The 25980-nt window shown below is 68.9% G+C and carries 20 protein-coding genes; 11 read left to right on the forward strand and 9 right to left on the reverse strand.

The window, feature by feature from the left end; all coding sequences use genetic code 11:
* Window positions 1–43: 43 nt before the first annotated feature.
* Genes BLS66_RS10400 through BLS66_RS10420 form a run of 5 tightly spaced genes read right to left on the reverse strand, consistent with a single transcriptional unit; the run spans window position 44 to window position 4301 of the window.
* Window positions 44–478 carry a hotdog fold thioesterase gene (locus BLS66_RS10400; RefSeq protein WP_049466272.1) on the reverse strand — a complete coding sequence of 145 codons (435 nt, stop codon included), beginning with the start codon at window positions 476–478 and terminating at the stop codon, window positions 44–46.
* A gap of 10 nt (window positions 479–488) precedes the next feature.
* Complete coding sequence (locus BLS66_RS10405) at window positions 489–2537, reverse strand: phospholipase D family protein (RefSeq protein ID WP_049466270.1); 2049 nt, start codon at window positions 2535–2537, stop codon at window positions 489–491.
* A complete protein-coding gene (locus tag BLS66_RS10410) occupies window positions 2534–3151 on the reverse strand; it encodes a YceI family protein (RefSeq protein ID WP_049466268.1) in 618 nt (205 codons plus the stop codon). The genes BLS66_RS10405 and BLS66_RS10410 overlap by 4 nt, the downstream gene beginning before the upstream one ends.
* A gap of 4 nt (window positions 3152–3155) precedes the next feature.
* Window positions 3156–3632: a SixA phosphatase family protein gene (locus BLS66_RS10415; protein WP_049466266.1), complete on the reverse strand. Its 477-nt coding sequence runs from the start codon at window positions 3630–3632 to the stop codon at window positions 3156–3158.
* A gap of 39 nt (window positions 3633–3671) precedes the next feature.
* Window positions 3672–4301, reverse strand: coding sequence for a ParA family protein (locus tag BLS66_RS10420; RefSeq protein ID WP_005420986.1), 630 nt, complete (start codon window positions 4299–4301; stop codon window positions 3672–3674).
* Between the two features lie 123 nt (window positions 4302–4424).
* Here BLS66_RS10420 and BLS66_RS10425 point away from each other — a divergent pair, with 123 nt between their 5' ends.
* Window positions 4425–5909, forward strand: coding sequence for an AAA family ATPase (locus BLS66_RS10425; RefSeq protein WP_074725820.1), 1485 nt, complete (start codon window positions 4425–4427; stop codon window positions 5907–5909).
* Window positions 5910–6290: 381 nt separating this feature from the next.
* On the opposite strand, the gene BLS66_RS10430 is transcribed toward BLS66_RS10425, so the two are convergent.
* Window positions 6291–6926: a tetratricopeptide repeat protein gene (locus tag BLS66_RS10430; RefSeq protein WP_049466260.1), complete on the reverse strand. Its 636-nt coding sequence runs from the start codon at window positions 6924–6926 to the stop codon at window positions 6291–6293.
* A 170-nt stretch (window positions 6927–7096) separates the two neighbouring features.
* Between BLS66_RS10430 and BLS66_RS10435 the strand changes: the two genes are divergently transcribed.
* Window positions 7097–10783, forward strand: a complete 3687-nt coding sequence (locus BLS66_RS10435; RefSeq protein ID WP_057493702.1) for an indolepyruvate ferredoxin oxidoreductase family protein — start codon at window positions 7097–7099, stop codon at window positions 10781–10783.
* A gap of 83 nt (window positions 10784–10866) precedes the next feature.
* Here the strand turns inward: BLS66_RS10435 and BLS66_RS10440 are convergent, their stop codons facing one another.
* The gene (locus BLS66_RS10440; RefSeq protein WP_057493703.1) at window positions 10867–11481 is read right to left on the reverse strand and encodes a DUF938 domain-containing protein; all 615 of its coding nucleotides are present in this window, start codon (window positions 11479–11481) and stop codon (window positions 10867–10869) included.
* 758 nt (window positions 11482–12239) lie between these two features.
* Between BLS66_RS10440 and BLS66_RS10445 the strand changes: the two genes are divergently transcribed.
* The 9 genes from BLS66_RS10445 to BLS66_RS10485 are packed head-to-tail and all read left to right on the forward strand — an operon-like array spanning window position 12240 to window position 24591.
* Window positions 12240–13871 (forward strand): TldD/PmbA family protein, encoded by a 1632-nt coding sequence (locus BLS66_RS10445; protein ID WP_074725821.1) that lies wholly within the window; start codon window positions 12240–12242, stop codon window positions 13869–13871.
* A gap of 30 nt (window positions 13872–13901) precedes the next feature.
* Window positions 13902–15536, forward strand: a complete 1635-nt coding sequence (locus BLS66_RS10450) for a TldD/PmbA family protein (protein WP_074725822.1) — start codon at window positions 13902–13904, stop codon at window positions 15534–15536.
* A 21-nt stretch (window positions 15537–15557) separates the two neighbouring features.
* Complete coding sequence (locus BLS66_RS10455) at window positions 15558–16892, forward strand: TldD/PmbA family protein (protein WP_049470455.1); 1335 nt, start codon at window positions 15558–15560, stop codon at window positions 16890–16892.
* Window positions 16892–17599, forward strand: a complete 708-nt coding sequence (locus BLS66_RS10460) for a DUF4159 domain-containing protein (protein ID WP_053461803.1) — start codon at window positions 16892–16894, stop codon at window positions 17597–17599. The genes BLS66_RS10455 and BLS66_RS10460 overlap by 1 nt, the downstream gene beginning before the upstream one ends.
* Before the next feature lie 16 nt (window positions 17600–17615).
* Complete coding sequence (locus BLS66_RS10465) at window positions 17616–18599, forward strand: AAA family ATPase (protein WP_057493706.1); 984 nt, start codon at window positions 17616–17618, stop codon at window positions 18597–18599.
* A 7-nt stretch (window positions 18600–18606) separates the two neighbouring features.
* Window positions 18607–19503 carry a DUF58 domain-containing protein gene (locus BLS66_RS10470; protein WP_074725823.1) on the forward strand — a complete coding sequence of 299 codons (897 nt, stop codon included), beginning with the start codon at window positions 18607–18609 and terminating at the stop codon, window positions 19501–19503.
* A complete protein-coding gene (locus BLS66_RS10475) occupies window positions 19500–20621 on the forward strand; it encodes a BatA domain-containing protein (protein ID WP_074725824.1) in 1122 nt (373 codons plus the stop codon). Before BLS66_RS10470 ends, BLS66_RS10475 begins: the two co-directional genes overlap by 4 nt.
* On the forward strand, window positions 20618–22786 hold the full coding sequence (locus BLS66_RS10480; protein WP_074725825.1) for a hypothetical protein: 2169 nt from the start codon (window positions 20618–20620) through the stop codon (window positions 22784–22786). The genes BLS66_RS10475 and BLS66_RS10480 overlap by 4 nt, the downstream gene beginning before the upstream one ends.
* Window positions 22783–24591 (forward strand): hypothetical protein, encoded by a 1809-nt coding sequence (locus BLS66_RS10485; RefSeq protein WP_074725826.1) that lies wholly within the window; start codon window positions 22783–22785, stop codon window positions 24589–24591. Before BLS66_RS10480 ends, BLS66_RS10485 begins: the two co-directional genes overlap by 4 nt.
* Before the next feature lie 110 nt (window positions 24592–24701).
* On the opposite strand, the gene BLS66_RS10490 is transcribed toward BLS66_RS10485, so the two are convergent.
* Window positions 24702–25376: a hypothetical protein gene (locus BLS66_RS10490; RefSeq protein ID WP_074725827.1), complete on the reverse strand. Its 675-nt coding sequence runs from the start codon at window positions 25374–25376 to the stop codon at window positions 24702–24704.
* A gap of 39 nt (window positions 25377–25415) precedes the next feature.
* Entirely contained in the window at window positions 25416–25934 is a 519-nt protein-coding gene (locus BLS66_RS10495; RefSeq protein ID WP_074725828.1) for a hypothetical protein, read from the reverse strand.
* Window positions 25935–25980 lie beyond the last annotated feature (46 nt).

Below are 25980 nucleotides of genomic sequence, written 5' to 3' on the forward strand. Positions count from 1 at the left end.
CAGGGAACGCTGGGTTCTGCTGCCGTCACCGGCCTTCCGGGGCTCAGCCGTGGCCGGCCGCCACCACCGCCAGGGTCAGCCGCGAGATGCATACCAGCCGGCCCTGCTCATCTTCGATGCGGATCTCCCACAGCTGGGTGCTGCGGCCGACGTGCAGCGCGCGCGCGGTGCCGGTGACGGTGCCCGAGCGCACGGCGCGCACATGGTTGGCGTTGATTTCCAGGCCCACGCAGACCTGCTGCGCCGTATCCACGCACAGGTTGCCGGCGCTGCTGCCCAGGGTTTCGGCCAGCACCACCGACGCGCCGCCGTGCAGGATGCCGTAGGGCTGGCGGGTGCGCTCGTCCACCGGCATGGTGGCCTGCAGCCAGTCGTCACCGGCCGCGCTGAAGACAATGCCCAACGACGCGATCGCGGTGTTGCGGCTCAGCGCATTGAGCTGCTCGAGGGAAACGGCTTCGCGGAACACCTGGGTCATGCGGGCACCTTCAGAGGATGGGAACGAGGCCGGCACCGAATGCGGTCAGCATGCGGACCAGCAGCCACTTCGGGCCGACATTGACCTCGGGGAAGTCGCCCACGGCAACGTAGCAGCGGTGGAAGTCCGGGTCCTGCCGGGGCAGCGGCTGCGGGCAGTCCGGGCCGGGCTTGAACTCGTAGTCGGTGGCATAGCGCCACGGCCAGAAGTCGAGGATCGGCAGCGCTTCGGAGGCCTTGCCGACGCTGTAGTTCAGCCCGGACAGCACCGGCGGCTTGGCCCGCGGGGCCACCGTCCACGAATTCTGCGGGTGGGTGTCGCGCAGGATGCTCTCGGCCAGCTGCTCGGCGAAGGCCGGGTCATCGATGATGACCGCGCCTTCGGTGTTGTAGTTCTCGCTGCGCGGATCGAAGTTGTGGGTGCCGACCACGCCGATGCGGCGATCGACCACCAGCGACTTGGCATGCAGGCCCATGCGCGCGCCCTTGCGGGTGACCGGCAGCGGCTTGTTGACCGCCTTGCTGCCCAGGAACGAGGGCCGCGTCTCGGTGCGCAGCAGGCGGGTCTCGACCTCGCTGCCGGCCGCGCGGCGACGTTCGCGTGCGTTCTGGTACGCGCTGCCGGTGCGCGGATGGTTCACCGGCGCCTGCCTGGCAGGCGCCGCGGGCGCGTCGCGGCGGTCGCCGGCATTGCTGCCGGCGGCGCTGCCGCCGATCAGCGGGTTGCGCCCACCGTCGTCGTCGCCCCCGGGTGCGGCGATCGGATCAGGCAGCAGGTTGCGGTAGTCGACCGGGGCATCCAGCGGGAACGGCTTGTATTCGAAGATGTTGAAGCCCAGTTCGCGCATGTTGCGCCGCTTGTACTTGTACGACAGCGCATACACGATCGGGTTGTCGGTGGCCGCCAGGCTGTTGCTGGACACCACCACCCGTGGCGGCTGCGGTCGCTTGCGCAGCTCGCGGAACAGCGCCTGCGCCGGCTTGGACAGCACCAGGTACGGGGTCTGCAGGATCACTTCCTTCTGCGCGCCGGCGATCAGCGCATCCAGCTGCGGCTCGGTCACGTGCTGGCCGGCCAGTGGCGCATCGGCCTTCTGGCGCCGGTGCTTGCGTGGCAGGTCGGCGACATAGCGCACCGACGCCACCGGCAGCGCGGTATCGACGAACGCGCGGGTGACGAAGTCCATGTCGTTGGCCTCGGCACTGACCCGCTGCACCCGCTCGGGGCGGCGGAAGCTGGCCGGTGGCAGGGCCGGCACGCCTTCGCGCAGCAGGGTCCGGCCGACATCGTTCAGGCGCTCGGCCGGCACGCTGCGCTGGGCACGCCAGAAGGCATCGAAGTTGGCTGCCATCGCACGCGCCTCGGGGCCGGCAATCAGCACGTCGCGGTCGCGGAAGTTGTACTCGCGGTCCCAGTCGTAATAGTCATCCTGGTAGTTGCGGCCTCCGACCACGCCGATCGCATCGTCGATCACCAGTAGCTTGTTGTGCATGCGCTGGTTGAAGCGGCGGAAGCAGCACAGCACGCTGCCGGCATAGTCGAAGTAGTTCAGCCGGGCCTTGCCGAAGGTCGGGTTGTAGACCCGCAGCTGGAAGTTCTGGTGGGCGCCGGACAGCGCGCCGAGGATCTGCAGGTCGGAGATCGCCGAGAGCTGGTCGATCAGCACCCGCACCTTCACCCCGCGCCGCGATGCAGCCAGCAGCTCGTCGATGACCAACCGGGCGCTGTCGTCCTTGTCGAAGATGTAGGTCTGCAGGTCGATGCTGCGGGTGGCGCTGCGCAGCAGGTTCAGGCGCGCGACGAGGGCACCCTCGCCCTCGTCGAGCAGGGTGGCGTAGTGGCGCGGCTGCTGCGGGGTGGATTCGGTGAACGCCCGGCCGGCCAACGCGCGCAGCGGCGAGTCCTGCGCGCAGCGGTCGGCGCGCTGGCAGTCCACCTGGCTGGAGCGCGCCTGCACGGCGATCGCCTCGGCGCGATCGCGTTCGGCATGCGAGAGCGATGCACAACCGCTGCCCAGCAACACGGTTGCCAGCGCCAGTACACGCAGCAGGAGGTTCACGGTTTCGGCGCCTCGCTCAGGCGCGCACGCAATACGAAGGTCACTCGGTCACTCAAGGCAAGCTGCCAGCTGTCCATTCCATACCGGCCTCGCTGCACGGTACCGCGGCTGACGACATCGCAATCATAGCCGGGTCGGGCGCACTCCGCTTTCTCGACCCGCAGCGATTCGGGATGGCTGATGCCGCGCAGGGTCAGCCGGCCCTGGATGTCGCCACCCTGCTCCACGGTCTCCGGCCAGTAGGGCAGCGAGTCGAACTCGACCACCGGATGGCGCCCGGCATCGAAGAACTCCTCGCCGCGCATCCAGCCGGTATAGCGCGCCTTGCCGGGGATCTCCACCGAGCGGGTGAACATCTTCAGGTGCACCTGGTGGCGGCCGTCGGACAGGATCTCGATGCGTCCCTCGAAGTGCGGGAACACGCCTTCGATGCGCTGGCCGAAGCGGGTCCGCACTTCGAAACCGATCCGCGAGCGCTGGGTATCCAGGCGCAATGGCCGGGGCGCTTCGGCCGACACCGCCGGCAACGGAGTCGGCGGGGGCGCCGCGGCCCAGGCCGGGCCGAGCGCCAGCAACGCGGGCAGCAGGAAGCGGCCGCGCCGCACCCGGCTCATCGGATCACGGCCACCAGAACGCGTTCAGGCTGGCCACGCCCGGTTCGATCGTGGCCTCGCGCGGGAAGCCCAGCACGGCGATGCCGGCCGGCGGCATGCCACGGTAGTCGCTGCTGGTGCCCTCGGTCATCAGCGCCACCAGGCGCTCCAGGCCCGGGTTGTGGCCGACGATCAGCACCCGATCGAGGTCGCGGCGCTCATCCACCAGTGCCGCCAGGGTGCCCGGGGTGGCCTCGTAGATCCGGTCTTCCAGGCGCTTTTCCACATACCCGATGGCGGCCAGCACCGCCTCCAGGGTCTCGCGCGTGCGCCGCGCCGGCGAGCACAGCACGCAGTCGGGCAGCAGGTTGTTGTCCTTCAGCCACTTGCCGGCGGCCTCGGCTTCGGCCAGACCGACCGGCGACAACGGCCGGTCGAGGTCGGCCTGGCCGGGGGTGGCCGGTTCGGCATGGGCATGGCGCAGCAGGATCAATTCACGCATCGCGGGTTTCCATGAAAAAGAGGATGGAGACGTGCAGCCTTACAGCTTCAGCCAGGACAGCAGCGGCTCCCAGTCGGCCTGGTGCTCGCGCACCTGGGCCGAGCGGTAGTCGAACAGGCTGCGGCCCAGGCCGGTCATGACCACGTAGCTCTGGCTGTCACGCAGCTGCGCGACCACCGGGTACGGCCACTCGGCCAGCATCTGCAGCGCCTGCTGCGAGGTCTGGGTCCAGGGTTTGGTACGGTTGAGCACCAGCCCCACCGGCAGCTTGCGGCTGTGCACGCGCGGGTTCTGGGCCAGGCTGTTGAGGAAGCCGACGATGGCTTCGATATCCAGCGCCGAAGGCAGCACCGGCACCACCACGGCATCGGCCGCGTCCAGGAAATGGGGGATATCGTCGGCGAGCGCACCGGCCGGCGCATCGATGATGACGGTATCGGTACCGTCGGGCAGCTTCTGCGCCCACTGCTTCTTTCGATACACGTCGATGGGAAGCACCGCGCTCTCCAGCCCGGCACGCCGTTGCGCCCAGCGGGTGCTGGAGCCCTGCGGGTCGGCATCGGCGATCACCGTGGCCTTGCCCTGCAATGCCGCGTACGCGGCCAGGTGGGTGGCGACGGTGGTCTTGCCCACCCCGCCCTTGGAACCGGCCACCAGGATCGTCTTCATGCCAGCCTCGCTTCCGGGTACGTGCCCCGAGCGTACACCGGCGGTGGTGACGGGAGGTAGCACCGTGCTGAACCGGTGGCCATCGCCTTTGCTATCGTGGCGCCCCCGAAGGATCGAACCGCCATGAGCGAACTGCAGGACCTGAGCGCACTGATCCGCGCCAACACCCCCCTGATCGTGATCGAGACCCAGGACGAGGGTCGCATCGTCGAGCTGTTCCGGCAGACGCTGATGCATGTGTGGCGGGCCCTGCACCGCTGGTCCATCACCGAGGGCCTGCGCCGCATCGACCTGGACCGCGAGGACGCGGCGGTCGGCCCTCCCGATGCCAGCGCTGCGTTGCAGATGATCCGCCAGGCCGACCAGCGTGGCGTCTACCTGCTGCTCGATTTCCACCCCTACCTGGGCTATGCCAGCCACCAGCGCGCCCTGCGCGACCTGATCCAGCGCCGCCACAGCGAACCGCATGTGCTGGTGCTGATCGGCGCCAAGGTCGAACTGCCGGCCGAGCTGGAAGCGCTGGCGGTGCGCTTCAACCCGCGCCTGCCCGATGCCAACGCGCTGCTGAAGATGCTGCGCGAAGAGGCCGACGCCTACGCCCGCGAGCACGGCGGCCGCCGCGTCGAGGTCGACAGCGAGGCAGTGAAGAAGATCCTGAAGAACCTGCAGGGCCTGAGCCTGGTCGATGCCCGCCGCATCGCACGCCAGTTGATCTACGCCGACGGTGCGCTGCGCGATGACGACCTGCCGCAGCTGGCGCGGCTGAAGTTCGAGCTGCTCAACCGCAGCGGCCACCTGTTCTTCGAGCATGACAGCGCGCGCTTCGGTGACGTGGCCGGCGCCAATCGGCTCAAGCGCTGGATCAACCAGCGCCGGGTGGCCTTCATCGCCGGCTCGGCACCGGCCGGCCTGGACCCGCCGCGCGGCATGCTGCTGCTGGGCGTGCAGGGCTGCGGCAAATCGATGCTGGCCAAGGCCACGGCCGCCGGCTTCGGCGTCCCGCTGCTGCGCCTGGACGTGGGCGCGCTCTATAACAAGTACCACGGCGAGACCGAGGCCAACCTGCGCCAGGCCTTGGCCTCGGCCGAGCAGCTGGCGCCCTGCGTGTTGTGGATGGACGAGATCGAGAAGGGCCTGGCCAGCGGTGGCGAGGACGGCGGCGTGTCGCGCCGCGTGCTCGGTTACCTGCTGACCTGGATGGCCGAGCGTAAGGCGCCGGTGTTCATCGTCGCCACTGCCAACCAGGTGCACGAGCTGCCGGCCGAGCTGCTGCGCAAGGGCCGTTTCGACGAGATCTTCTTCGTCGACCTGCCCACGCCTGATGTGCGTGTGGAGCTGCTGCGGCTGCACCTGGGCCGGCGCCAGCTCAATGGCGACGACTTCGCGCTGCCGGCGCTGGCGGCGGCGGCGAATGGCTTCTCCGGCGCAGAGATCGAGCAGGCGATCGTGGCCGGGCTGTATGCAGCGCATGCGGAAGGCCGGCCGCTGGACACCGAGCTGCTGATGAACGAGATCCGCGCGACCCGACCGCTGTCGGTGCTGATGGCCGAGCAGGTCGAGGCGTTGCGGGCATGGGCGTCGGGGCGGACGGTTTCCGCGGACGATTGAAGTGGAAGCGCAAAAGCAAAAGCGCTTGGCTGGCTGCTCTTGAGGGCATGGGGTCAGATCCGTCTTCCTCTGGAAAACGGATCTGACCCCAGTTCGATTTCTATCCCTGGCAGATCGCATCCACGCATGGCGTGGATCGACCGTGCCGACCAAGGTCGACACCTACCAACAGCCGCAGGAACCTGTCGGAGGCGGGGTACTGTGGGTTTGCGGGGTGTGAGCCGCATGGATGCGGCGACCAAGCCCCCATGGATGGGTTTACGGCGGCCCCGCAAACCCACAGTGCCCCGCCCCATCCCTCAGGAAACCCGCTTTGGCTTTGGCTTTGGCTCCAGCCCTTGCCTCTGCGGGTGCCGGGTGCAACCCGGCCGCCCCCTACCCTCAGGGCCAGGCCGGCGGGGCAGCCGCCCACGCCTGCTGCACTTCCGCCAGCGAGGCGCGCTCGTCGTCACGCCACAACGGCAGCAACTGCGCATAGCGGCTGCTGTCGCTCCATTGCGCCGGCTCGGTGCGCACCGCCGCGGCATACCACTGCACCGCCTCCTGCTTCTGCCCGGCCCGCCACAACGCCAGCGCATAGGTAGGCGGCAACCAGGCCGGCTTGCTCAGTGAACCACCGGCGGCGGCCTGCCATTGCTCCAGGGCGGCCTCGGCCTTGCCCTGGCGCAGCAGGTCCCAGCCGTAATTCCAGCGCACGCCGCGGCCCAGGCTGCCCTGCACCGGCGCATCCTTCAGTGCCTCGCGATACAGCTGTTCCCCCAGTTCGGTGCGGCCCTGGGCGATGGCCACCGACGCCAGCTGGACGGTGGCTTCGACCGTACGCCGGCCGCGTTCGCGCTGTTTCAGCAGCTGCGCCACCAGCGCATCACCTTCGGCCTGGACCACGACCATCGGCGCGGCGGCCGCATCGCTGTCGAAGTAGAACTCCTGTGGTGCCGGCACGACCGGCGCGGCCCACACCGGGGCCGTTCCCGAGACCAGCAGCATGCTGCCCAGGATCTTTCCTGCAACTGACATCCCATCTCCCCCAGACCGCAACTGCAGCCTCCCTCTCTCTCCCCGATCCTAACCGCAGCATGGCTGCGGGCGCGAGTGCCGGGGCGGCCGGAGCCTCGCTGCTACAATTCGCGCCTTTCCCGCCGCGTGCCCGCACGCGGCCGGTGCCAGCCGATCCTACCGGGCCAGCCATGACCAGTACCGCGCAACTCACTTCGCCCTCTTCCGCCGACCTGATCGACCGTGACTACACGCTCGACCACAAGTACACCCGCAACGAGGGGCGGATCTACCTGAGTGGCGTACAGGCGCTGGTACGGCTGCCCTTGATGCAGCGCCTGCGCGATGCCGCCGAAGGCATCGACAGTGCCGGCTTCGTCAGCGGCTACCGCGGCAGCCCGCTGGGCGGCTTCGACCTGGAGCTGTGGCGCGCGCGCAAGCACCTGGAAGCCGCCCGGGTGAAGTTCACCCCGGGCCTGAACGAGGACCTGGGCGCCACCATGGTGTGGGGCACCCAGCAGACCAACCTGTTTCCCGGCGCCAACGTGCAGGGCGTGTTTGGGATGTGGTACGGCAAGGGTCCGGGCGTGGACCGCTGCGGCGACGTGTTCAAGCACGCCAATGCCGCCGGCACCTCGCGCTACGGTGGCGTGCTGGCGCTGGCCGCCGATGACCATGCATGCCGTAGTTCGACCCTGCCACATGGCAGCGAGGACGAGTTCGTCAGCGCGATGATGCCGGTGCTGAACCCGGCCGGCGTGCAGGACATCCTGGACATGGGCCTGCTGGGCTGGGCGATGAGCCGCTACACCGGGCGCTGGGTCGGCTTCAAGACCATCGCCGAGACGGTCGAATCGTCGGCCTCGGTCGAGGTCGACCCGATGGCGCGCCGCATCGTGCTGCCGGAAGACTTCGAAATGCCCTCGGGCGGCCTCAACATCCGCTGGCCGGACCCGCCGCTGGACCAGGAAATGCGCCTGCACCGCTATGCGGTGAAGGCGGCACAGGCGTTCGCCCGCGCCAACGGCATCGACAGGGTGGTGATGGATGCGCCGCGCGCGCGGCTGGGCATCGTCACCACCGGCAAGAGCTACCTGGACGTGCTGCAGGCGCTGGAATACCTGGGCCTGGACGAAGCCGCGTGCGCCGACATCGGCATCCGCGTGTACAAGGTCGGCATGACCTGGCCGCTGGAGCCGCAGGGCATCGCGCGCTTCGCGCAGGGCCTGGAAGACATCATCGTGGTGGAGGAGAAGCGTGCCTTCATCGAGCGCCAGATGAAGGAACAGTTTTTCAATTGGCCGGCCAGCTGGGGCCAGCGCCCGTCCATCGTCGGCAAGTACGACGAGAGCGGCGAATGGATCCTGCCGTCCACCGGTGAACTGACCCCGGCCACCATCGCCGGCGTGATCGGCCGCCGCATCCAGAAGTTCTTCAACAACGCGTCGATCGAGCAGCGCCTGCAGTGGATGCAGGAGAAGGAAGCCGAGCTGGCGTTGCCGCGCGCCAGCTTCCCGCGCGTGCCGCATTACTGCTCGGGCTGCCCGCACAACACGTCCACCAACGTGCCGGAAGGCTCGCGTGCGCTGGCCGGCATCGGTTGCCATTACATGGTGACCTGGATGGACCGCAGCACCGATACCTTCACCCACATGGGCGGCGAAGGCGTGACCTGGGCCGGGCAGGCGCCGTTCACCGATACCCCCCACGTGTTCCAGAACCTCGGCGACGGCACCTACTTCCACAGTGGTTCGCTGGCGATCCGGCAGGCGGTCGCCGCCGGCGTCAACATCACTTACAAGATCCTCTACAACGATGCCGTGGCGATGACCGGCGGCCAGCCGGTGGACGGCCCGCTGAGCGTGCCGGACATCGCCAGGCAGATGCGCGCCGAAGGCATCCACACCATCGTGGTGCTGTCGGACAACATCGGCAAGTGGACCGCCCAGCGCGAGCACTTCCCCAGCGACGTCGAGTTCCATGACCGCAGCGAGCTGGACGAAGTGCAGAAGCGCCTGCGCGAGGTGAAGGGTGTTTCGATCCTGATCTACGAACAGACCTGTGCCACCGAGAAGCGCCGTCGCCGCAAGCGCGGCAAGCTGGAAGATCCGCAGAAGCGGGTGATGATCAACTCGCTGGTCTGCGAAGGTTGCGGCGACTGCGGCAAGAAGAGCTTCTGCGTGTCGGTGCTGCCGAAGGAAACCGAGTTCGGGCGCAAGCGCGAGATCGACCAGTCCAACTGCAACAAGGACTATTCCTGCGTGAACGGGTTCTGCCCGAGCTTCGTCACCGTGCACGGCGGCCAGCCGCGCAAGGGCAGCAAGCGCGATGCCTCCACGCTGCTGGACAATTTGCCGGCACCAACCATCCGCGGCACGCTGGAACAGCCCTGGAACATCCTGATCACCGGTGTCGGCGGTACCGGCGTGGTGACCATCGGTGCGCTGCTGGGCATGGCCGGCCACCTGGAAGGCAAGGGCGCGACCGTGCTCGACCAGACCGGCCTGGCGCAGAAGGGCGGTGCGGTGACCACGCACATCCGCATTGCACGCCGCCCGGACGACATCCACGCCGTGCGCATCGCCGCCGGTGAGGCCGACCTGGTGCTGGGCTGCGACATGGTGGTGGTGAACGACTACTGGGCATTGTCGAAGGTGCGTGCCGGCCGTTCGCAGGTCGTGCTGAACACCTACGAAGCCATGCCCGGTACCTTCACCACGCGCCCGGACATGCAGTTCCCGGCCGCCGACATCATCGCCGGCGTGCGCGTGGCCTTGGGCGGCCAGGAGCCGCTGCTGCTGGATGCCACCCAGCTGGCCACCGCCCTGCTGGGCGATGCCATCGCCGCCAACCTGTTCATCCTCGGCTACGCGTGGCAGCAGGGCCTGGTGCCGCTGTCGTTCGAATCGCTGATGCGCGCCATCGAACTCAACGGTGCCGCCGTGGCGATGAACCAGCAGGCCTTTGCCTGGGGCCGCCTGGCCGTGGTCGACCCGCAGGCGGTGCAGCAGGCCGCCGGCCTGGTGCGCAACCGCCACACCGATACCGAGTCCACCCCGGGCCCGCTGCATCCGCTGCCGCCGGGCGAGTGGGAAGGCAATGAATGGGGTGCGACCGCGGCACCGCGCAACACCGGTGACGAACGCGAACTGCGCGGCCTGCCTGCGCACGGCGGGGACGTGGCGTTCCTGCCGCTGGACGACGCGCGCTTGTCGCGCTCGCTGGATGAAATGATCGAGCGCCGCGCCGCGTTCCTGGTCGAATACCAGGACGCGGCCTACGCCAACCGCTACCGCAGCCTGGTCGAGCGCGTGCGCCGCGCCGAAGCCGATCGCATCGGCGGCTCCACGGCGCTGACCGAGACCGTGGCCCGCTATCTGTTCAAGCTGATGGCGTACAAGGACGAGTACGAGGTGGCCCGCCTGTACACCAGCGGCGACTTCCAGCGCCGCCTGCAGCAGCAGTTCGAGGGTGACTACCAGCTGCGCTTCCACCTGGCACCGCCGCTGTTTGCGAAGAAGGACGAGCAGGGCCGGTTGCTGAAGAAGGAATACGGGCCGTGGATGTTCAAGGCCTTCGGCCTGCTGGCCAGGTTGAAGTTCCTGCGTGGCGGTCGCTTCGATGTGTTCGGCCGCACGGCCGAGCGCCGCATGGAACGCACGCTGATCACCGACTACGAGGCCACCGTGCAGGTGCTGCTGGATGGCCTGGACGATGATCGCCTGGCACTGGCGGTGGAGATCGCCAGCATTCCCGAGCACATCCGCGGCTTCGGCCACGTCAAGGAAGCGCATTTCGAACAGGCCAAGGCGCGCGAAGCGGTTCTGCTGGCACAGTGGCGCAACCCGAAGGCGCTGCACATCGTGCAGGTGGCGTAAGGCCGCGGAACAGGTAATGCCGGCCGCTGGCGGGCATTCATCCTGGCAATCGGTGCCGGCCAGCGGCCGGCACTACCGGCGGTTCAGCCCAGCCGCCACAGCAGCAACCGGTTGTTGGCCGGCATCGCGACATCCCCCAGCCGGGTGAATCCGTTGTCGGCCGCCAGCGCCTGCACCGCCTCGCTGTCGCGGATGCCGCTGCGCGGATCGCGCGCCTTCAGCCAGGCGTCAAACTGCGCGTTGCTGTCGCTGGTGTAGCGACCGCCGTAGTTGAACGGGCCATACACCGCCAGCAGCGCGCCGTGGCGCAGTACCGCAGGCAGCGCGGCGAACAGTGCCTGCACATGCGCCCAGCTCATGATGTGCAGGGTGTTGGCGCTGAATGCGGCGTCGAACATGCTGCCTTCCGGCAGGCTCAGGCCGTTCGCCGGCGGCAGCTCCACCTGCAGTGCCACCGGCGGCAGCAGGTTCAGCAGCGCCGCTTCCGCGCGCCAGGCCTCGATGCCGGGCAGATGGTCCGGATGGTCGGTGGGCTGCCAGCGCAGCCAGGGCCAACGCTCGGCGAAGAACGCCGCGTGCTGGCCGGTGCCACTGCCGATTTCCAGCAGCCGATGACGGTCGCCCATCCACGGGTCGAGCGCGGCGGCGATCGGTTCGCGGTTGCGCTCGCAGGCTGCTGAATACGGCTTGCTCGACATCAGGGACGGTGTCCAGGCGGGGTCGTCCCCATTGTGCACGAGGGGGGGTTGCTCGGCAGGGCTTGCAGCCCTGCACCCGCAGGAGCAACGGCAAAGGCCGAAGCAACGTCAAAAGCGGACTTCCTGTGGGTTGGCGGGGTGGGTCCGATTGCGGGGGACGCCGTAAATACGTCCCTGTAGGCTCGGTCGCGCCATCCATGGCGCTCACGCCCCCGCAACCGGACCCACCCCGCCTTCGACAGTTTTCTGCGATCTGTCGGGACGACCGTGGGTCAGATCCGTTTTCCGAAGGAAAACGGATCTGACCCCGGTTCCATTTCGATATCTGACAGATGTGTCGACCAAGGTCGACACCTACCAACAGCCGCAGGGATCTGTCAGAGGCGGGGCGGTGTGGGTGGGCAGGACCGTTGGCGCCATGGATGGCGCCATCGAGCCCCCAGGGGTGAGGGCGCTTTGCTTGCGAAGCACTGCTTCGCAAGCGCCCGAACGCACAGCCGCCAGCGGCTGGGCCGGTCTGGGGGTTTACGGCGTGTCCTGCCCACCCACACCGCCCCGCCATCCCACGGAATGCCGCTCTGGCTTTGGCCGTTGCCTTTGCCGCTGCATTGAGCAGGTGCAGGGCGCAGCCCTGCCGAAACCCTCCCAACCATGACTGCAGTCACTTGCCCGGTGGCGCCGCGCTGGCGAAAGTCGAGGAGTTGACGTGATCGGTCCGGCCCGTTGCCAACCGCACGCAAGCGAGAGAGAGAAACGCTGTGCAACGACGTGAGTTCCTGGCTTTTTCCGGTCTGGGCCTGGCGGGCCTGCTGCTGCCGCATTCCCGTGCCATCGCCGCCGAGCAACTGCTCGCCCCGGTCGACCCCCTCCAGCGCCGACGCCTGGCGGACGTTGCGCTGGCGACCGCACGCACGGCCAAGGCCAGCTACTGCGATGTGCGCATCGGCCGCTACCTCAACCAGTCGGTCATCACCCGCGAGCACCAGGTCGGCAATGTGACCAACCGCGAATCGTCCGGCGTGGGCGTGCGGGTGATCGTCAACGGGGCCTGGGGCTTCGCCGCCACCCACCAGCAGACCGAGGCCGCGGTCCGCGCGGCGGTGGAGCAGGCCGCCGCGATCGCCCGCGCCAACGCCAGCATCCAGACCCGGCCGGTGCAGCTGGCGCCGACGCCGCCGGTCGGGGAGGTGCGCTGGCAGACCCCGATCCGCAGGAACGCGATGGCGGTGCCGATCCAGGACAAGGTCGAGCTGCTGCTAGCACTCAATGCGGCCGCGCTGGATGCGGGCGCCGACTACATCAATTCCACCCTGTTCCTGGTCAACGAACAGAAATACTTCGCCTCCAGCGACGGCTCGTTCATCGACCAGGACATCCACCGCATCTGGTTGCCGTTCACCGCCACCGCCATCGACAAGGCCAGCGGCAAGTTCCGCACCCGCGCCGGGCTGTCCTCGCCGATGGGCATGGGCTATGAGTTCCTCGATGGCGATGCGCGCGGCAAGGTGCACCTGCCCGGTGGCATCACCGCTTACCGCGATTCCTACGATCCGGTCGAGGACGCCATTGCGGCCGCCCGCCACGCGCGCGAGAAACTGAAGGCGCCGTCGGTGAAGCCCGGCAAGTACGACCTGGTGCTGGACCCGTCCAACCTGTTCCTGACCATCCACGAGAACGTCGGCCACCCGCTGGAGCTGGACCGCGTGCTCGGCTACGAAGCCAACTACGCCGGCACCAGCTTCGCCACGCTGGACAAGCGCGATGCGGGTTTCCGCTGGGGCAGCGACATCGTCACCTTCTTCGCCGACAAGACCCAGCCGGGCAGCCTCGGTGCGGTCGGCTACGACGACGAGGGCGTAAAGACCCAGCGCTGGGACCTGGTGCGCGACGGCATCCTGGTCGATTACCAGGCCACCCGCGATGAAGCCCACATCCTCGGCCGCGATGCCTCGCACGGCTGCAGCTATGCCGATTCCTGGTCCAGCGTGCAGTTCCAGCGCATGGCCAATGTCTCGCTGGCACCGGGCAAACAGCCGCTCAGCGTCGAGGACATGATCAAGGACGTCGAGAACGGCATCTACATCCATGGCCGCGGGTCGTATTCGATCGACCAGCAGCGCTACAACGCGCAGTTCGGCGGCCAGCTGTACTACCAGATCAAGGACGGAAAGATCGCCGGCATGGTCGAGGACGCGGCCTACCAGATCCGCACGCCGGAATTCTGGAATGCCTGCACGGCCATCTGCGACGAGCGGGATTTCCGCCTGGGCGGTTCGTTCTTCGACGGCAAGGGTCAGCCCGGCCAGGTCTCGGCGGTCTCGCACGGTTCGTCCACCACCCGCTTCAACGGCATCAACATCATCAACACCGCGCGCAGTCTCGGCGCTTGAGCCACCCATCCTTCGACATGGAGAGCAGCCTTGCAAAGACGTGACTTCCTGGCCCTGACCGGGCTTACCGCGGGCGGGCTGATCGTGCCCTCCCTCTTCGGCAAGGTGATCGCCGCCGAGCAGCTGCAATCCAGCCTCGACCCGGCGTTGAAGAAGCGCTTGGCCGACGCTGCACTGCAGGCGGCGCGCAGCGCCGGTGCCACCTACTGCGACGTGCGCATCGGCCGCTACCTGCGGCAGTTCGTGATCACCCGCGAGGACAAGGTGCAGAACGTGGTGAACACCGAGTCCACCGGCGTGGGCATCCGCGTGATCGTCAACGGTGCCTGGGGTTTTGCCGCCACCAACGCGCTGGGTACCGCCGATGTGGCCCGGGCCGCGCAGCAGGCCGCGGCGATCGCCAAGGCCAATGCCGGCGTGCAGACCGCGCCGGTGCAGCTGGCCAAGGCGCCGGGCGTGGGTGAAGTCAGCTGGCGCACGCCGATCCGCAAGAATGCGATGGAGGTGCCGATCAAGGACAAGGTCGGGCTGCTGCTGGACGTCAACGCCGCCGCAATGGGCGCTGGCGCCAGCTTCGTCAATTCGATGCTGTTCCTGGTCAACGAGCAGAAGTACTTCGCTTCCACCGATGGTTCCTACATCGACCAGGACGTGCACCGCATCTGGGCGCCGATGACGGTCACCGCCATCGACAAGGCCAGCGGCAAGTTCCGCACCCGTTCGGGCCTGTCCTCGCCGATGGGCCTGGGCTACGAGTACCTGGACGGCGCCGCCGCCGGCAAGGTGGTCAGCCCCAATGGCGTGGTCAACTACAGTTCTTCCTACGACATGAAGGAAGATGCCATCGCCGCTGCCCGGCAGGCGCAGGAGAAGCTGAAGGCACCGTCGGTGAAGCCGGGCAAGTACGACCTGGTGCTCGACCCGTCGCACACCTGGCTGACCATCCACGAATCGATCGGCCACCCGCTGGAACTGGATCGCGTGCTCGGCTACGAAGCCAACTACGCCGGTACCAGCTTCGCCACCCTGGACAAGCGCGAACAGCATTTCCAGTACGGCAGCGAGCTGGTCAACATCTTCGCCGACAAGACCCAGCCGGGCAGCCTCGGCGCGGTGGCGTACGACGATGAAGGCGTGAAGTGCAAGCGCTGGGACCTGATCAGCAACGGCAAGCTGGTGGACTACCAGACCATCCGCGACCAGGCCCACATCCTCGGCAAGACCGAGTCCGACGGCTGCTGCTATGCCGACTCGTGGTCCAGCGTGCAGTTCCAGCGCATGGCCAACGTGTCGATGGCACCGGGCAAGAAGCCGCTGAGCGTGCCGGACCTGATCAAGGACGTGGAGAACGGCATCTACATCATCGGTGATGGTTCGTTCTCGATCGACCAGCAGCGCTACAACGCGCAGTTCGGTGGCCAGCTGTTCTACGAGATCAAGAACGGCCAGATCACCCGCATGCTGGAAGACGTGGCCTACCAGATCCGCACGCCGGAGTTCTGGAACGCCTGCACCGCCGTGGCCGACGAGCGCGACTACCGCCTGGGCGGTTCGTTCTTCGACGGCAAGGGCCAGCCGGGCCAGGTCTCGGCGGTCTCGCACGGTTCGTCCACCGCGCGCTTCAACGGCATCAACGTCATCAACACCGCACGCAGCCTCGGCTGACCGGTCAGGAGCCCTTACACCATGAGTATCTTCACCGAAGCCCAGGCCAAGGCCATCCTCGACAAGGTCATCGCCCTGTCCAAGGCCGACGAATGCACCGCCGTGCTGGCCGGCGCGATCGACGGCAACATCCGTTTCGCATTGAACAACGTTTCCACCAGCGGCATCGTCGACAACACCGAACTGGCGGTCACCGTTGCGTTCGGCAAGCGCGTCGGCACGGCCTCGATCAACGAGTTCGACGATGCCGCGCTGGAACGCGTGGTGCGCCGTGCCGAAGACCTGGCCCGCCTGGCCCCGGAGAACCCGGAGTTCATGCCAGCCATCGGCAAGCAGAGCTACCGCGCCAGCCCCACCTTCAGCGAATCCACTGCCGCGATCGATCCGGCCTTCCGTGCCAAGGTTGCCGCAGATTCGATCGCGCCGTGCCGTGGCCATGGCCTGATCGCCGCCGGCTTCCTCGAAGACGGCCAGGGTTTCCAGGCCACCGCCAACAGCAACGGCAACTTCGCCTACCAGCGCACCACCAACTTCAATTACACCTGCACCGTGCGCACCGAGGATGGCCGTGGTTCGGGCTGGGTGGGCCGCAACCTGAAGGACGCCGCCGACTTCAAGGCCGACCAGGACATCCGCATCGCCATGCGCAAGGCCACCGAATCGGCCGAAGCCAAGGCGCTGGAGCCGGGCAAGTACACGGTGATCCTGGAGCCGGCCGCAGCGGCGGGCCTGATCAGCTTCATGATGAACTTCTTCAGTGCACGCTCGGCCGATGAAGGACGCAGCTTCCTGTCGAAGAAGGGCGGTGGCAACAAGCTGGGCGAGCAGGTCTACGACCCGCGCGTGACCATGATCGCCGACCCGTGGCATCCGGAGGCGCCGGTGCTGCCGTGGGACAACGAGGGCCTGCCGCGCGAGCGCATGGCGATCATCGAGAACGGCAGGATCGCCAACCTGGACTACTCGCGCTTCTGGGCGCAGAAGCAGGGCAAGACCGCCAAGGCCTCGCCGGGCAACCTGCTGATGAGCGGCGGCGACAAGAGCACCGCCGAACTGGTGCGTGGCACCCAGAAGGGCATCCTGGTCACCCGTACCTGGTACATCCGCATGGTCGATCCGCAGACCGTGCTGCTGACCGGCCTGACCCGCGACGGCACCTTCTACATCGAGAACGGCCAGATCAAGTACCCGGTGAAGAACTTCCGCTTCAACGAGTCGCCGGTGATCATGCTCAACAACATCGAGGAACTGGGCAAGCCGGTGCGCGTGGCCGGTGATGAATCCAGCTTCGTGATGATGATCCCGCCGATGAAGCTGCGCGATTTCACCTTCACCTCGCTGTCCGACGCGGTCTGATGGATCGCCGGGCCTGCCTGCGCTGGTTGGCCGCTGCCGCTTCGGCGGCGGCGTTGCCGGCCTGGGCGCAGGCAGGCCCGCGCAGTTCGCGCTACGACTTCTGGTTCACCCGCCTGCAGTACGACTCCGGTGACTGGGACGTCGACGCGCGCATGCCGTCCAACCTGATCACCTCGCTGATCGACTACACCGCGCTGCGCGTGGACCCGCAGGAACACGTGGTGGCGCTGGCCGACCCGCGCATGCTGGAGGCGCCGTTCTGCTACCTGGCCGGGCACACGCTGGTGGAGTTCAACGCCGCCGAACGGCAGAACTTCGTACGCTACGTGCGCAATGGCGGCTTCGTCTTCGTCGACGACTGCAACCATGACATCGATGGCCTGTTCGCCACGTCGTTCGAAGCACAGATGGGTCGCCTGTTCGGACCGAAGGCACTGCAGAAGCTGCCCAACAGCCACGCGCTGTACCGCAGCTTCTTCCGCTTCCCGGAGGGCCCGCCTGCCACCAGCTTTGAGCTCAACGGCTGGGGCGACGACCTGGTGCACGACTACCTGAAGGGCATCGAGGTCGACGGACGCCTGGGCCTGCTCTACAGCAACAAGGACTACGGCTGCGAGTGGGACTACGACTGGCGCAACAAGCGCTTCCTGGCCGAGGACAACACCCGCTTCGGCGTGAACATCGTGATGTACGCGTTGAACCATTGACAGGACCTGCACGCCCATGACCTCCCCCGACCTCGATTCCCTGTTGCCGCGCCTGGATGCACTGCGCGCCGCGCTCGCACGCGCGGTGGTGGGCCAGCACACCGTGGTCGAGCAGCTGCTGATCGGCCTGCTGGCCGGCGGCCACTGCCTGCTGGAAGGTGCGCCCGGGCTCGGCAAGACCCTGCTGGTGCGCTCACTGGGCCAGGCACTGGAGCTGCAGTTCCGGCGCGTGCAGTTCACCCCGGACCTGATGCCCAGCGACATCCTCGGCACCGAGCTGCTGGAAGAAGACCACGGCACCGGCCATCGCCATTTCCGCTTCCAGCAGGGCCCGATCTTCACCCACCTGCTGCTGGCCGATGAGCTCAACCGCACCCCGCCCAAGACCCAGGCCGCTCTGCTGGAAGCGATGCAGGAGCGCACGGTCAGCTACGCCGGTACCACCTACGCGCTGCCCGCGCCGTTCTTCGTGCTGGCCACGCAGAACCCGATCGAGCAGGCCGGCACCTACCCGCTGCCGGAAGCGCAGCTGGACCGCTTCCTGCTGCACGTGCTGGTCGATTACCCCAGCGAGGACGAGGAGCGGCGGATCCTGGAACAGACCACCGGTGGCACCACCGACGCGGTGCCGAAGGTGATGGATGCCGAGGCGGTGATCGCCCTGCAGGCGGCCGTGCGGCAGGTGCATGTCAGCCCTGACGTGCTGGCCTGGATCACCCGGCTGGTGCGCGCCAGCCGGCCCGGCGAAGGCGCACCGGCGGCGATCAACCAGTGGGTCAAGTGGGGCGCCGGTCCGCGCGCGGGACAGTCGCTGGTGCTCGCGGCCAAAGCGCGCGCACTGCTGCAGGGCCGCTTCGCCGCCACCCGCGAGGATGTGCAGGCGCTGGCCGCACCGGTGATGCGCCATCGCCTGCTGCTGTCCTTTGCCGCCGAGGCCGAGCAGAAGCGTGCCGACGACGTGGTCGCCGCGCTGCTGCAGGCCGTGCCGTTCCCGGGTTGAGCCACGCGTGAACGCAGCTGCCGCCCTGACGTTGCCGCCGGAACTGCGTGCGCGCCTGCGCACGCTGCGGCTGCGGCCACGCCTGGCCAGCGGCGCCAGTGGCATCGGCCAGCACGCCAGCCGCAGCCGTGGTGCCGGGCTCGAATTCGCCCAGTACCGGGCCTACGAGCCCGGTGACGAACTGCGCCAGATCGACTGGAAGCTGTATGCCCGCTCGGACCGCTTCTTCGTGCGCGAGTCCGAACGCGAAAGCCCGATCACGGTCTGGCTGCTGCTTGATGCCACCGCCTCGGCCGGCCAGGCCGACCGCGCGGCACCGCAGCGCACGCGCCTGGACCACATGCGCGGCGTGGCCGCCTGCGTGGTTGAACTGGCCCTGCAGCAGGGCGACCGTTTCGGCCTGCTGGTAATCAATGGCGATGGGTTGCAACTGGCACCCGCCGCAAACGGCGCACGCCAGCGTGATCGCGTGCACCTGCAACTGCATGCCCTGCAGGCGCGCGGCGGCTGGCCTGCGGCCGATCGACTGCGTCCGCTGTGGGAGCGCGTGCGCCCGGGCGACCTGCTGCTGGCGATTGGTGATGGCTTCGACGAGGCCGGCATCGTGCTGCTGGAACAGCTGGCCAGCGCCCGCCGCGAAGTGGCACTGCTGCAGATCCTCACCGCCGACGAGCGCGACTTCCCGTTCGATGCCGGCCATCGCTTCCGCGACCCGGAAACCGGCGAGGAACTGCTGGGTGACGGCGCGGCGATCCGCGCCGACTACCTGCAGCGCTTCGCTGAGGCGCGCAGCGCCTTGCAGGCGCGCCTGCAGGCCAGCGGCATCGCCCGTGCCACCGGCTGGCTCGACCAGCCGCTGGACCAGCCACTGCAGGCACTGTTCGGCCGCGGGGGCGGCGCATGACCCTGCTGTTCCCGTTGGGCCTGGCCGCGCTCGCTGCAGGGTTGCTGCCGCTGCTGATCCACCTGGCCCGCCGCCATCCGTACACGCCACTGGATTTCGCCGCGCTGCGCTGGCTGCGCGCTCAGATCCGGCCGCGCCAGCGCATCCGCTTCGATGACTGGCCGTTGCTGCTGGTGCGCCTGCTGTTGCTGGCCGCGCTGGCAGTACTGCTGGCACGACCTGCGTTGACCGGGCCTGCGCCAGCCCCCACTGCGTGGACGGTCGTGGCCCCGGGGTTGGATGCTGCCGCGCTGCGCGGCACCGCCGACGAGGACAACTGGCATTGGCTGGCCCCCGGCTTCCCCACCATCGATCAGGCGCCCGGTGCATCCAGTGCGTCGCTGCCCAGCCTGCTGCGTGAGCTGGACGCGCAGCTGCCTGCGGGCACCCCGTTGACCGTGCATGTTCCCGACCCCCTGCCCGGCCTGGATGGCACCCGCCTGCAACTGTCACGCGACGTGCAATGGCACCCGCAGCCGATGCCGGTCACTCCTTCCCGGACGGCCGCGGCCATTCCGCGGCTGCGCGCCCACGACGGAGCGTCCGCCACCGCCCAGCACTGGTTGAATGCACTGCAGCGCGCGTGGGGCGCGAGGGCGCTGCCCGCATCGCTGCCGGCGCATACCCTGCCCGAGCGCGGCGAGATCGGCGTCTGGAGCCGCAGCGACGCACTGCCGGCGGATTGGCAGGCATGGCTGCGCGCCGGTGGCCGGGTGATGACTGCCGGCAAGCCTGCTGCCGACGCCCGCATCCTCCTGCGCGATGCCGAGGGCGCCCCCCTGCTGTGGCAGCAACGCGTCGGCCACGGGGTCCTGCTGTCTCTGCCCGGCGACTGGGATGCCTCGGGCAACGCTGCCTTGCGCGATCCACAGGTGCCGCGTGCCCTGCTGCTGGCGCTGCAAGCGCCCCCTTCGCCGCGCCTCGGCGATGCACGTGACCAGGCGCCGCACCGGGCCGCATTGCCTGCTGCAACACCACCGCTGCGCGAGCCGACGCCTTGGCTGCTGCTGGCCATCGTGCTGCTGTTCGCGCTGGAGCGCTGGATGGCCAGCAGCCGCCGGCGCAGGGTGGCCGCATGAACACCCTGCAACGCGCCTGGCAACGCGCGCGCCGCCGCCGGGCGCTCATCACCCTGCTGCTGGGCCTGCCATGGGCGCTGGCCACCACGATGCTGGCCCTGCGCCTGGCCGGCTTCGATAGCGCCTGCGTGGTCGGCACGGTCAGCCTGCTCGCCTGCGCAGCGGCCGCCACGGCGCGTTCCCGCCAGTTGGACCGGCAGTGGTTGCAGCGCCAGCTCGACGGCAGCGGTAGCAGCGAGGACAGTGCCGACCTGCTGTTCGCCGATGGCGCTACGCTCAATCCACTGCAACAGCGCCAGCGCACGCATGTACTGGCCGCGCTGGAGCGCGCAATGCCGGACCTGCGTCCGCGCTGGCCGCGCAGGGCGTTGGCCCTGAACTGGGTCGCGGGCCTGGCCATCGTTGCGCTGGCATTCGGCTGGCCACCTTCCAGCCCCGGCCCCGCACCGGCGCGCACATCGGCGCCTGGCAGCACGGCGGCCGCAGGCCCGCTGCACCTGCAGTCCGCCCGCCTGCGCATCGATGCGCCGGCCTATACCGGCCAGGCCACGCTTACCCAGAGCACGCTGGATGCCAAGGTCGCCGCCGACAGCACGCTGTCGTGGTCGCTGCGCTTCGATCGCGCGCCGGACAAGGCATGGTTGCAGTTCCACGACGGCCGGCGGCTGCCGCTGAGCCAGCGGGATGGACAGTGGCAGGCGGAGGACGTGGCGCGCACGCCGGTGCTGTACCGCGTGGTGAGCGAACCCGCACTGGCCGAAGCCCGCCTGCATCGGCTGGATGTGGTCGCTGACCGCGCGCCCAGCGTACGCGTGCTGGAGCCCGCCGCGACCCTGGTTCCGGGCACGCCCGGGCAACGCCAGTGGTCGCTGCGCTTCGAGGCCAGCGATGACTACGCCGTGGCCACGCAGGCAACGCTGTCGATCACCTTCACGCAGGGCAGCGGCGAGAACATCACCTTCGTTCGCCGCAGTGTCGGCCTCATCGGCAGCGGCGAAGCGACCGCGCGGCGTTTCGCGCATACCCTCGACCTGGCCGCGCTGGGCGCGCAACCCGGCAGCGATGTCATCGCCCAGCTGGAGGTACGCGACAACCACGCGCCGACGCCGCAGACCGGGCGCAGCAGCAGTGTGATCCTGCGCCTGCCCAGCGCCGACGTCGCGCTCGGTGCCGAGCTGGAAGGACGGATCAAGAAGACCCTGCCGGCCTACTTCCGCAGCCAGCGGCAGATCATCATCGATGCCGAAGCGCTGATCCGGCAGCGACGCGCCCTTGCCGCCGACGACTTCGTGAAGCGCAGCGATGCGATCGGCGTCGACCAGCGCATCCTGCGCCTGCGCTATGGCCAGTTCCTGGGCGAAGAAAGCGAAGGCGCACCGAAGCCGCCGCCGACCAGCGACCTGCCCACCAGCGATGCGCCGACCGCGGACAGCCACGACGACGATCACGATCACGACCATGGCGCCGATGCCGGAGCGCACGACGCGCATGGCCACGATCACGGCGGCAAGCCGGCCAATGCCGATACGCCACCGGTGTTCGGCAGCGATACCGACGTGCTCTCCGAATACGGACACACCCATGACCACGCCGAGGCGGCGACGCTGCTCGATCCGCAGACCCGCGCCACCCTGAAGGCCGCGCTGGACCAGATGTGGTCGGCCGAAGGCGAGCTGCGCCAGGGGCGCCCGCAGCAGGCGCTGCCGTTCGCCTACAAGGCCCTGGGTTTCATCAAGCAGGTGCAGCAGGCCGAACGCATCTATCTGGCCCGGGTCGGGCCGGAGCTGCCGCCGATCGATGAAGGCCGACGCCTGGGCGGTGACCGCGCCGGGCTGGCCAGCCGTGAGCTGCCGTTGGCCGCGCGCACCCCACCGGATCCGGCCATCGTCGAAGCCTGGCAACGCCTCGGTGATGACAACGGCGCACCGGATCTCGACGCGCTCGCGGCCTGGCAGCAGCGCAACGCTCCCTACCTGCCCGATGCTCTCGATCTGGCCGCCGCCATCGAACAACTGCGCATCGAGCCCGGTTGCAGCGATTGCCGCCAGCGCCTGCGCGCGCAGCTGTGGCGGGCGCTGCAGCGTCCACTGCCGCAGGCGATGCGGCGCAGTGCCGCTGATGCGATGGGCCAGCGCTACCTCGATGCGCTGGAGGCGCAGCCATGAACACCGCCGGCCTGAATCTGTGGATCGCGCTGGCACTGGCCCTGATCGTGGTCATCGCCAGCGTGCGCCAGCTGCGTGGCAGCACCGCGTCCCCAGGCCGCCGGTGGTGGGTGATCGCGCTGCAGATCATCGCCGCCGCGCTGCTGTACGTCTGCCTGGTACCGCCCACCCGCCAGCAACCCGCCAGCGGTCTGGTCGTGCTCGGAATCGATGCCGGCAAGGCCGGCGCACTGCCGGCCAGCGAAGGCCCGCTGCTGCTGTTGCCGGAAGCGGCCGATGTGCCCGGCGCCCAGCGCGTCCCCGATCTGGCCACCGCGCTGCGCCTGCACCCGGCCTCCACGCTCACCCTGGTCGGTGCCGGCCTGGCTGCGCGCGATCAGGACACCGCGCTGCCAGCGGACGTGCGCTGGCAGCCGGCGCCACCAGCACGCGGTTGGATCGCGCTGCGACCACCGGCCGACGTCGCGCCCGGTGCGCGCTTCGAGGTACGGGCGCAGGCACGCGGCGTTGCCCGGGCGAAGGCGGAGCTGCTCGACCCGGCCGGCAGCGTCGTCGACCGCCGCGATGTTGCAGCAGATGGTCAGGTGCAGCTGAGCGGCGTTGCCCGCGCTGAAGGCCGCAGCGTGTTCCAGCTGCGCCTGCTTGATGCCGACGGCCATGGGGTGGACAGCGTGCCGGTGCCGCAGCAGACCCTGCCGGCCGCGCCGCTGCGCCTGCGGGTGCGCGCCGGTGCGCCGGGACCAGAATTGAAGTACCTGCGGCGATGGGCGGCCGATGCCGGCATCCACGTGCAGGTGCAGGCCGATGTCGGCGCCGGGGTAAGCGTCGGCGACGGTGCATTGCCGCTCGATGCGGAATCACTGGCACGCATCGACCTGCTGGTGCTGGACGAGCGCAGCCTGGCCGCGTTGAGCACAGCCCAGCTGGCCACCGTGCGCCAGGCCCTGCGCGAAGGACTGGGTGTACTGGTGCGCAGTGGCGGCACGGCTTCGGCCAGCGCGCGCCTGCGCCTGCGCGAACTGGGGCTGCCGGTGCAGGGCGATGGCAGCAGCCACGCGCTCGAACTTCCCGGCGACGGCGACAGCGCGGTGCTCGCGGCACGACGTGGCCCGCTCGCCGCAGGTACGCTGCCGACCGGCTACGGCGAAGAGGCGGACCGCAGTTCGCACAGCGCCGCCCTGCCCACGCTGGAAGCACTGGCGCTGCAGGCGCCGGGCAGCACCGCGCTGCTGCACGATCGCACCGGCAGGGCGGTCGGCGGCTGGCGCGCTGCCGGCAGGGGCCGCATCGGCCTGCTGCCACTGACCGACACCTGGCGCTGGGTGCTGGCCGGCCGCGACGACCGCCACGGCGAGCTGTGGAGCGGCGTGGTTGCCACGCTGGCGCGTGCGCAAGGCAGCGCCGATGCGCTGTGGTCGCCACAGCCGATCAGCTGGGCCGGCGAACGGCAGGCGCTGTGCGGCGTGCAGGCACCGCTGCAGGCCTTCAACGCACGCGGCGGCGGTGTGCCGCTGATCGTCGACCGCACCACGTCAGACCTGCGTTGCGCGGGCTGGTGGCCGCGTGAGGCGGGCTGGCAGCGCCTGCGGCACGGTGAGACTACGGTCTGGCGCTACGCATTCGACCCGAAGGACGCGCCCGCACTGCACCGGCAGGCGATGATCGAGGCCACCACGCAGGCGTTGGCCTCACGTACGTCGGCGAATACGACGCTCATGTCGCCGGTGCCGGGCTCACGCTGGCCCGGGTGGCTGGGATTCGTGCTGTGCGCATCGCTGCTGTGGTGGCTGGAGCGGCGGCGCTGACCCGGGGTCGGATCCCTTTCGCCCGCGAAGGGGCTCTGATCCCACCGACTGGATCGCACACAGCATCCACGCATGGCGTGGATCTACCAGCCCCCTCCGTCATGCGTCCTTCAGTGCTTGGCCGCGCGCCGGTACACGCCGTTGAAGCGCACGTTCATGCCGCCGCATTCGCTGTTGTCGGCCACGATCAGCACCTCACCCAGCGAATGCACCCGCACCTTGCAGGTGTCTTCAACGAATTCCACATCGGCACCCCGCGGCGTCGCGCGCGCTTCCACCTGGCCCATGTTCGGCCCATACGGACGCTGCTCCGGCGTGGGGTTGGCGGAGGGCCAGTAGGCGTCGCCTTCCACATGCAGCTGCCCGCCCTGCACGGTGATGCGCAGGCCGTTGTCGCCGTCTTTCCAGTGCCCCGCCCAGTCCTTCAGCGCCGGCACAACCACCGGCAGCGGCTGCAGCTTGCTGCGGTCCACCCAGCCCGCACTGCCGCCCACCTTGTTCGGGAAGAACGCGCAGCGGTAACGGCCCAGGTCGCGACCGGTCACCACCGTATCGCCGTTGATCACATAGCCGCGCTGGCGGCAGGCGGGTTCGCCCTTCGCCGGGCAGCCGTCCATGTCGCCGAGCAGGTACAGGCGTGGCGTATCGACCACGCGTGCCAGCGCAAACTGGCCCTGTTCGGACGGAAATGCGCCATTGCGGCAGGCGCCCCCACCGGCGATGCCGTCAGCGAAGGCGGACGCCGGCAGCAATGCAGCCAGCAGGCAGAACGAACGCAGGAACATGGCAGCGCTACCGATTGAGGAACCCGCAGGATAACCGGCCTACTTCACCGGCGGCGCCTCGCCCCCATCCTGCTGCTGGGAAAAGCGCAGCGCACGCTGCTGCTGTTCGGCACTGAGCTCCGGCGGAGGCCGTGCAACGGCCACCTGGATCTGGTCCGGCCCGCCGGTGAGCTTGTTGATCCCCTTGGCCGCCGCCAGCACGCCCTTGACCACGCCCATCATGATGTAGCCGCCGCCCATGCTGACCTGCTCCGGCGACGGCGGTTCGCTCCAGTCGCGGCTGAAGCGGTTGTCGCCGAACTTTACCGGGTTCTTGAAGCGATACAGGTCCAGCGGCTCGTCGTCGGGCTTGAGCGCACGCACTTCGCCGAGGGTGGTGACGTTGTCCTGCGATGGAGCGGCGGGGAGGGACGCGGTGCCTGCAGCCGGCGCATCCACCGGGGGAGTGGGCGCTGGGTCAGGCCCCGCTATCGGCGCGGCCTGCTGCGCCTGCGCGAGACCCGCCAGCAACAGGCTGACCAGGAGTGCTCCCTGCGTTCCACGTCGTGCCACAGCCATCCACCCTGTTGGTTGCGTCCAGCACCCAAGGATACGGATGCCGGCT

It is taken from the genome of Stenotrophomonas pavanii, assembly GCF_900101175.1.
Lineage (GTDB): Bacteria > Pseudomonadota > Gammaproteobacteria > Xanthomonadales > Xanthomonadaceae > Stenotrophomonas > Stenotrophomonas pavanii.

Excerpts from the sequence above, each read along its gene's own strand:
- BLS66_RS10495 (WP_074725828.1), bottom strand. The coding sequence starts at position 25,934 with ATGGCTGTGGCACGACGTGGAACGCAGGGAGCACTCCTGGTCAGCCTG.
- BLS66_RS10485 (WP_074725826.1), top strand. The coding sequence starts at position 22,783 with ATGAACACCGCCGGCCTGAATCTGTGGATCGCGCTGGCACTGGCCCTG.
- BLS66_RS10420 (WP_005420986.1), bottom strand. The coding sequence starts at position 4,301 with ATGAAGACGATCCTGGTGGCCGGTTCCAAGGGCGGGGTGGGCAAGACC.
- BLS66_RS10440 (WP_057493703.1), bottom strand. The coding sequence starts at position 11,481 with ATGTCGAGCAAGCCGTATTCAGCAGCCTGCGAGCGCAACCGCGAACCG.
- BLS66_RS10430 (WP_049466260.1), bottom strand. The coding sequence starts at position 6,926 with ATGTCAGTTGCAGGAAAGATCCTGGGCAGCATGCTGCTGGTCTCGGGA.
- BLS66_RS10460 (WP_053461803.1), top strand. The coding sequence starts at position 16,892 with ATGGATCGCCGGGCCTGCCTGCGCTGGTTGGCCGCTGCCGCTTCGGCG.
- BLS66_RS10425 (WP_074725820.1), top strand. The coding sequence starts at position 4,425 with ATGAGCGAACTGCAGGACCTGAGCGCACTGATCCGCGCCAACACCCCC.
- BLS66_RS10400 (WP_049466272.1), bottom strand. The coding sequence starts at position 478 with ATGACCCAGGTGTTCCGCGAAGCCGTTTCCCTCGAGCAGCTCAATGCG.
- BLS66_RS10410 (WP_049466268.1), bottom strand. The coding sequence starts at position 3,151 with ATGAGCCGGGTGCGGCGCGGCCGCTTCCTGCTGCCCGCGTTGCTGGCG.
- BLS66_RS10475 (WP_074725824.1), top strand. The coding sequence starts at position 19,500 with ATGACCCTGCTGTTCCCGTTGGGCCTGGCCGCGCTCGCTGCAGGGTTG.
- BLS66_RS10415 (WP_049466266.1), bottom strand. The coding sequence starts at position 3,632 with ATGCGTGAATTGATCCTGCTGCGCCATGCCCATGCCGAACCGGCCACC.
- BLS66_RS10465 (WP_057493706.1), top strand. The coding sequence starts at position 17,616 with ATGACCTCCCCCGACCTCGATTCCCTGTTGCCGCGCCTGGATGCACTG.
- BLS66_RS10455 (WP_049470455.1), top strand. The coding sequence starts at position 15,558 with ATGAGTATCTTCACCGAAGCCCAGGCCAAGGCCATCCTCGACAAGGTC.
- BLS66_RS10435 (WP_057493702.1), top strand. The coding sequence starts at position 7,097 with ATGACCAGTACCGCGCAACTCACTTCGCCCTCTTCCGCCGACCTGATC.
- BLS66_RS10490 (WP_074725827.1), bottom strand. The coding sequence starts at position 25,376 with ATGTTCCTGCGTTCGTTCTGCCTGCTGGCTGCATTGCTGCCGGCGTCC.
- BLS66_RS10480 (WP_074725825.1), top strand. The coding sequence starts at position 20,618 with ATGAACACCCTGCAACGCGCCTGGCAACGCGCGCGCCGCCGCCGGGCG.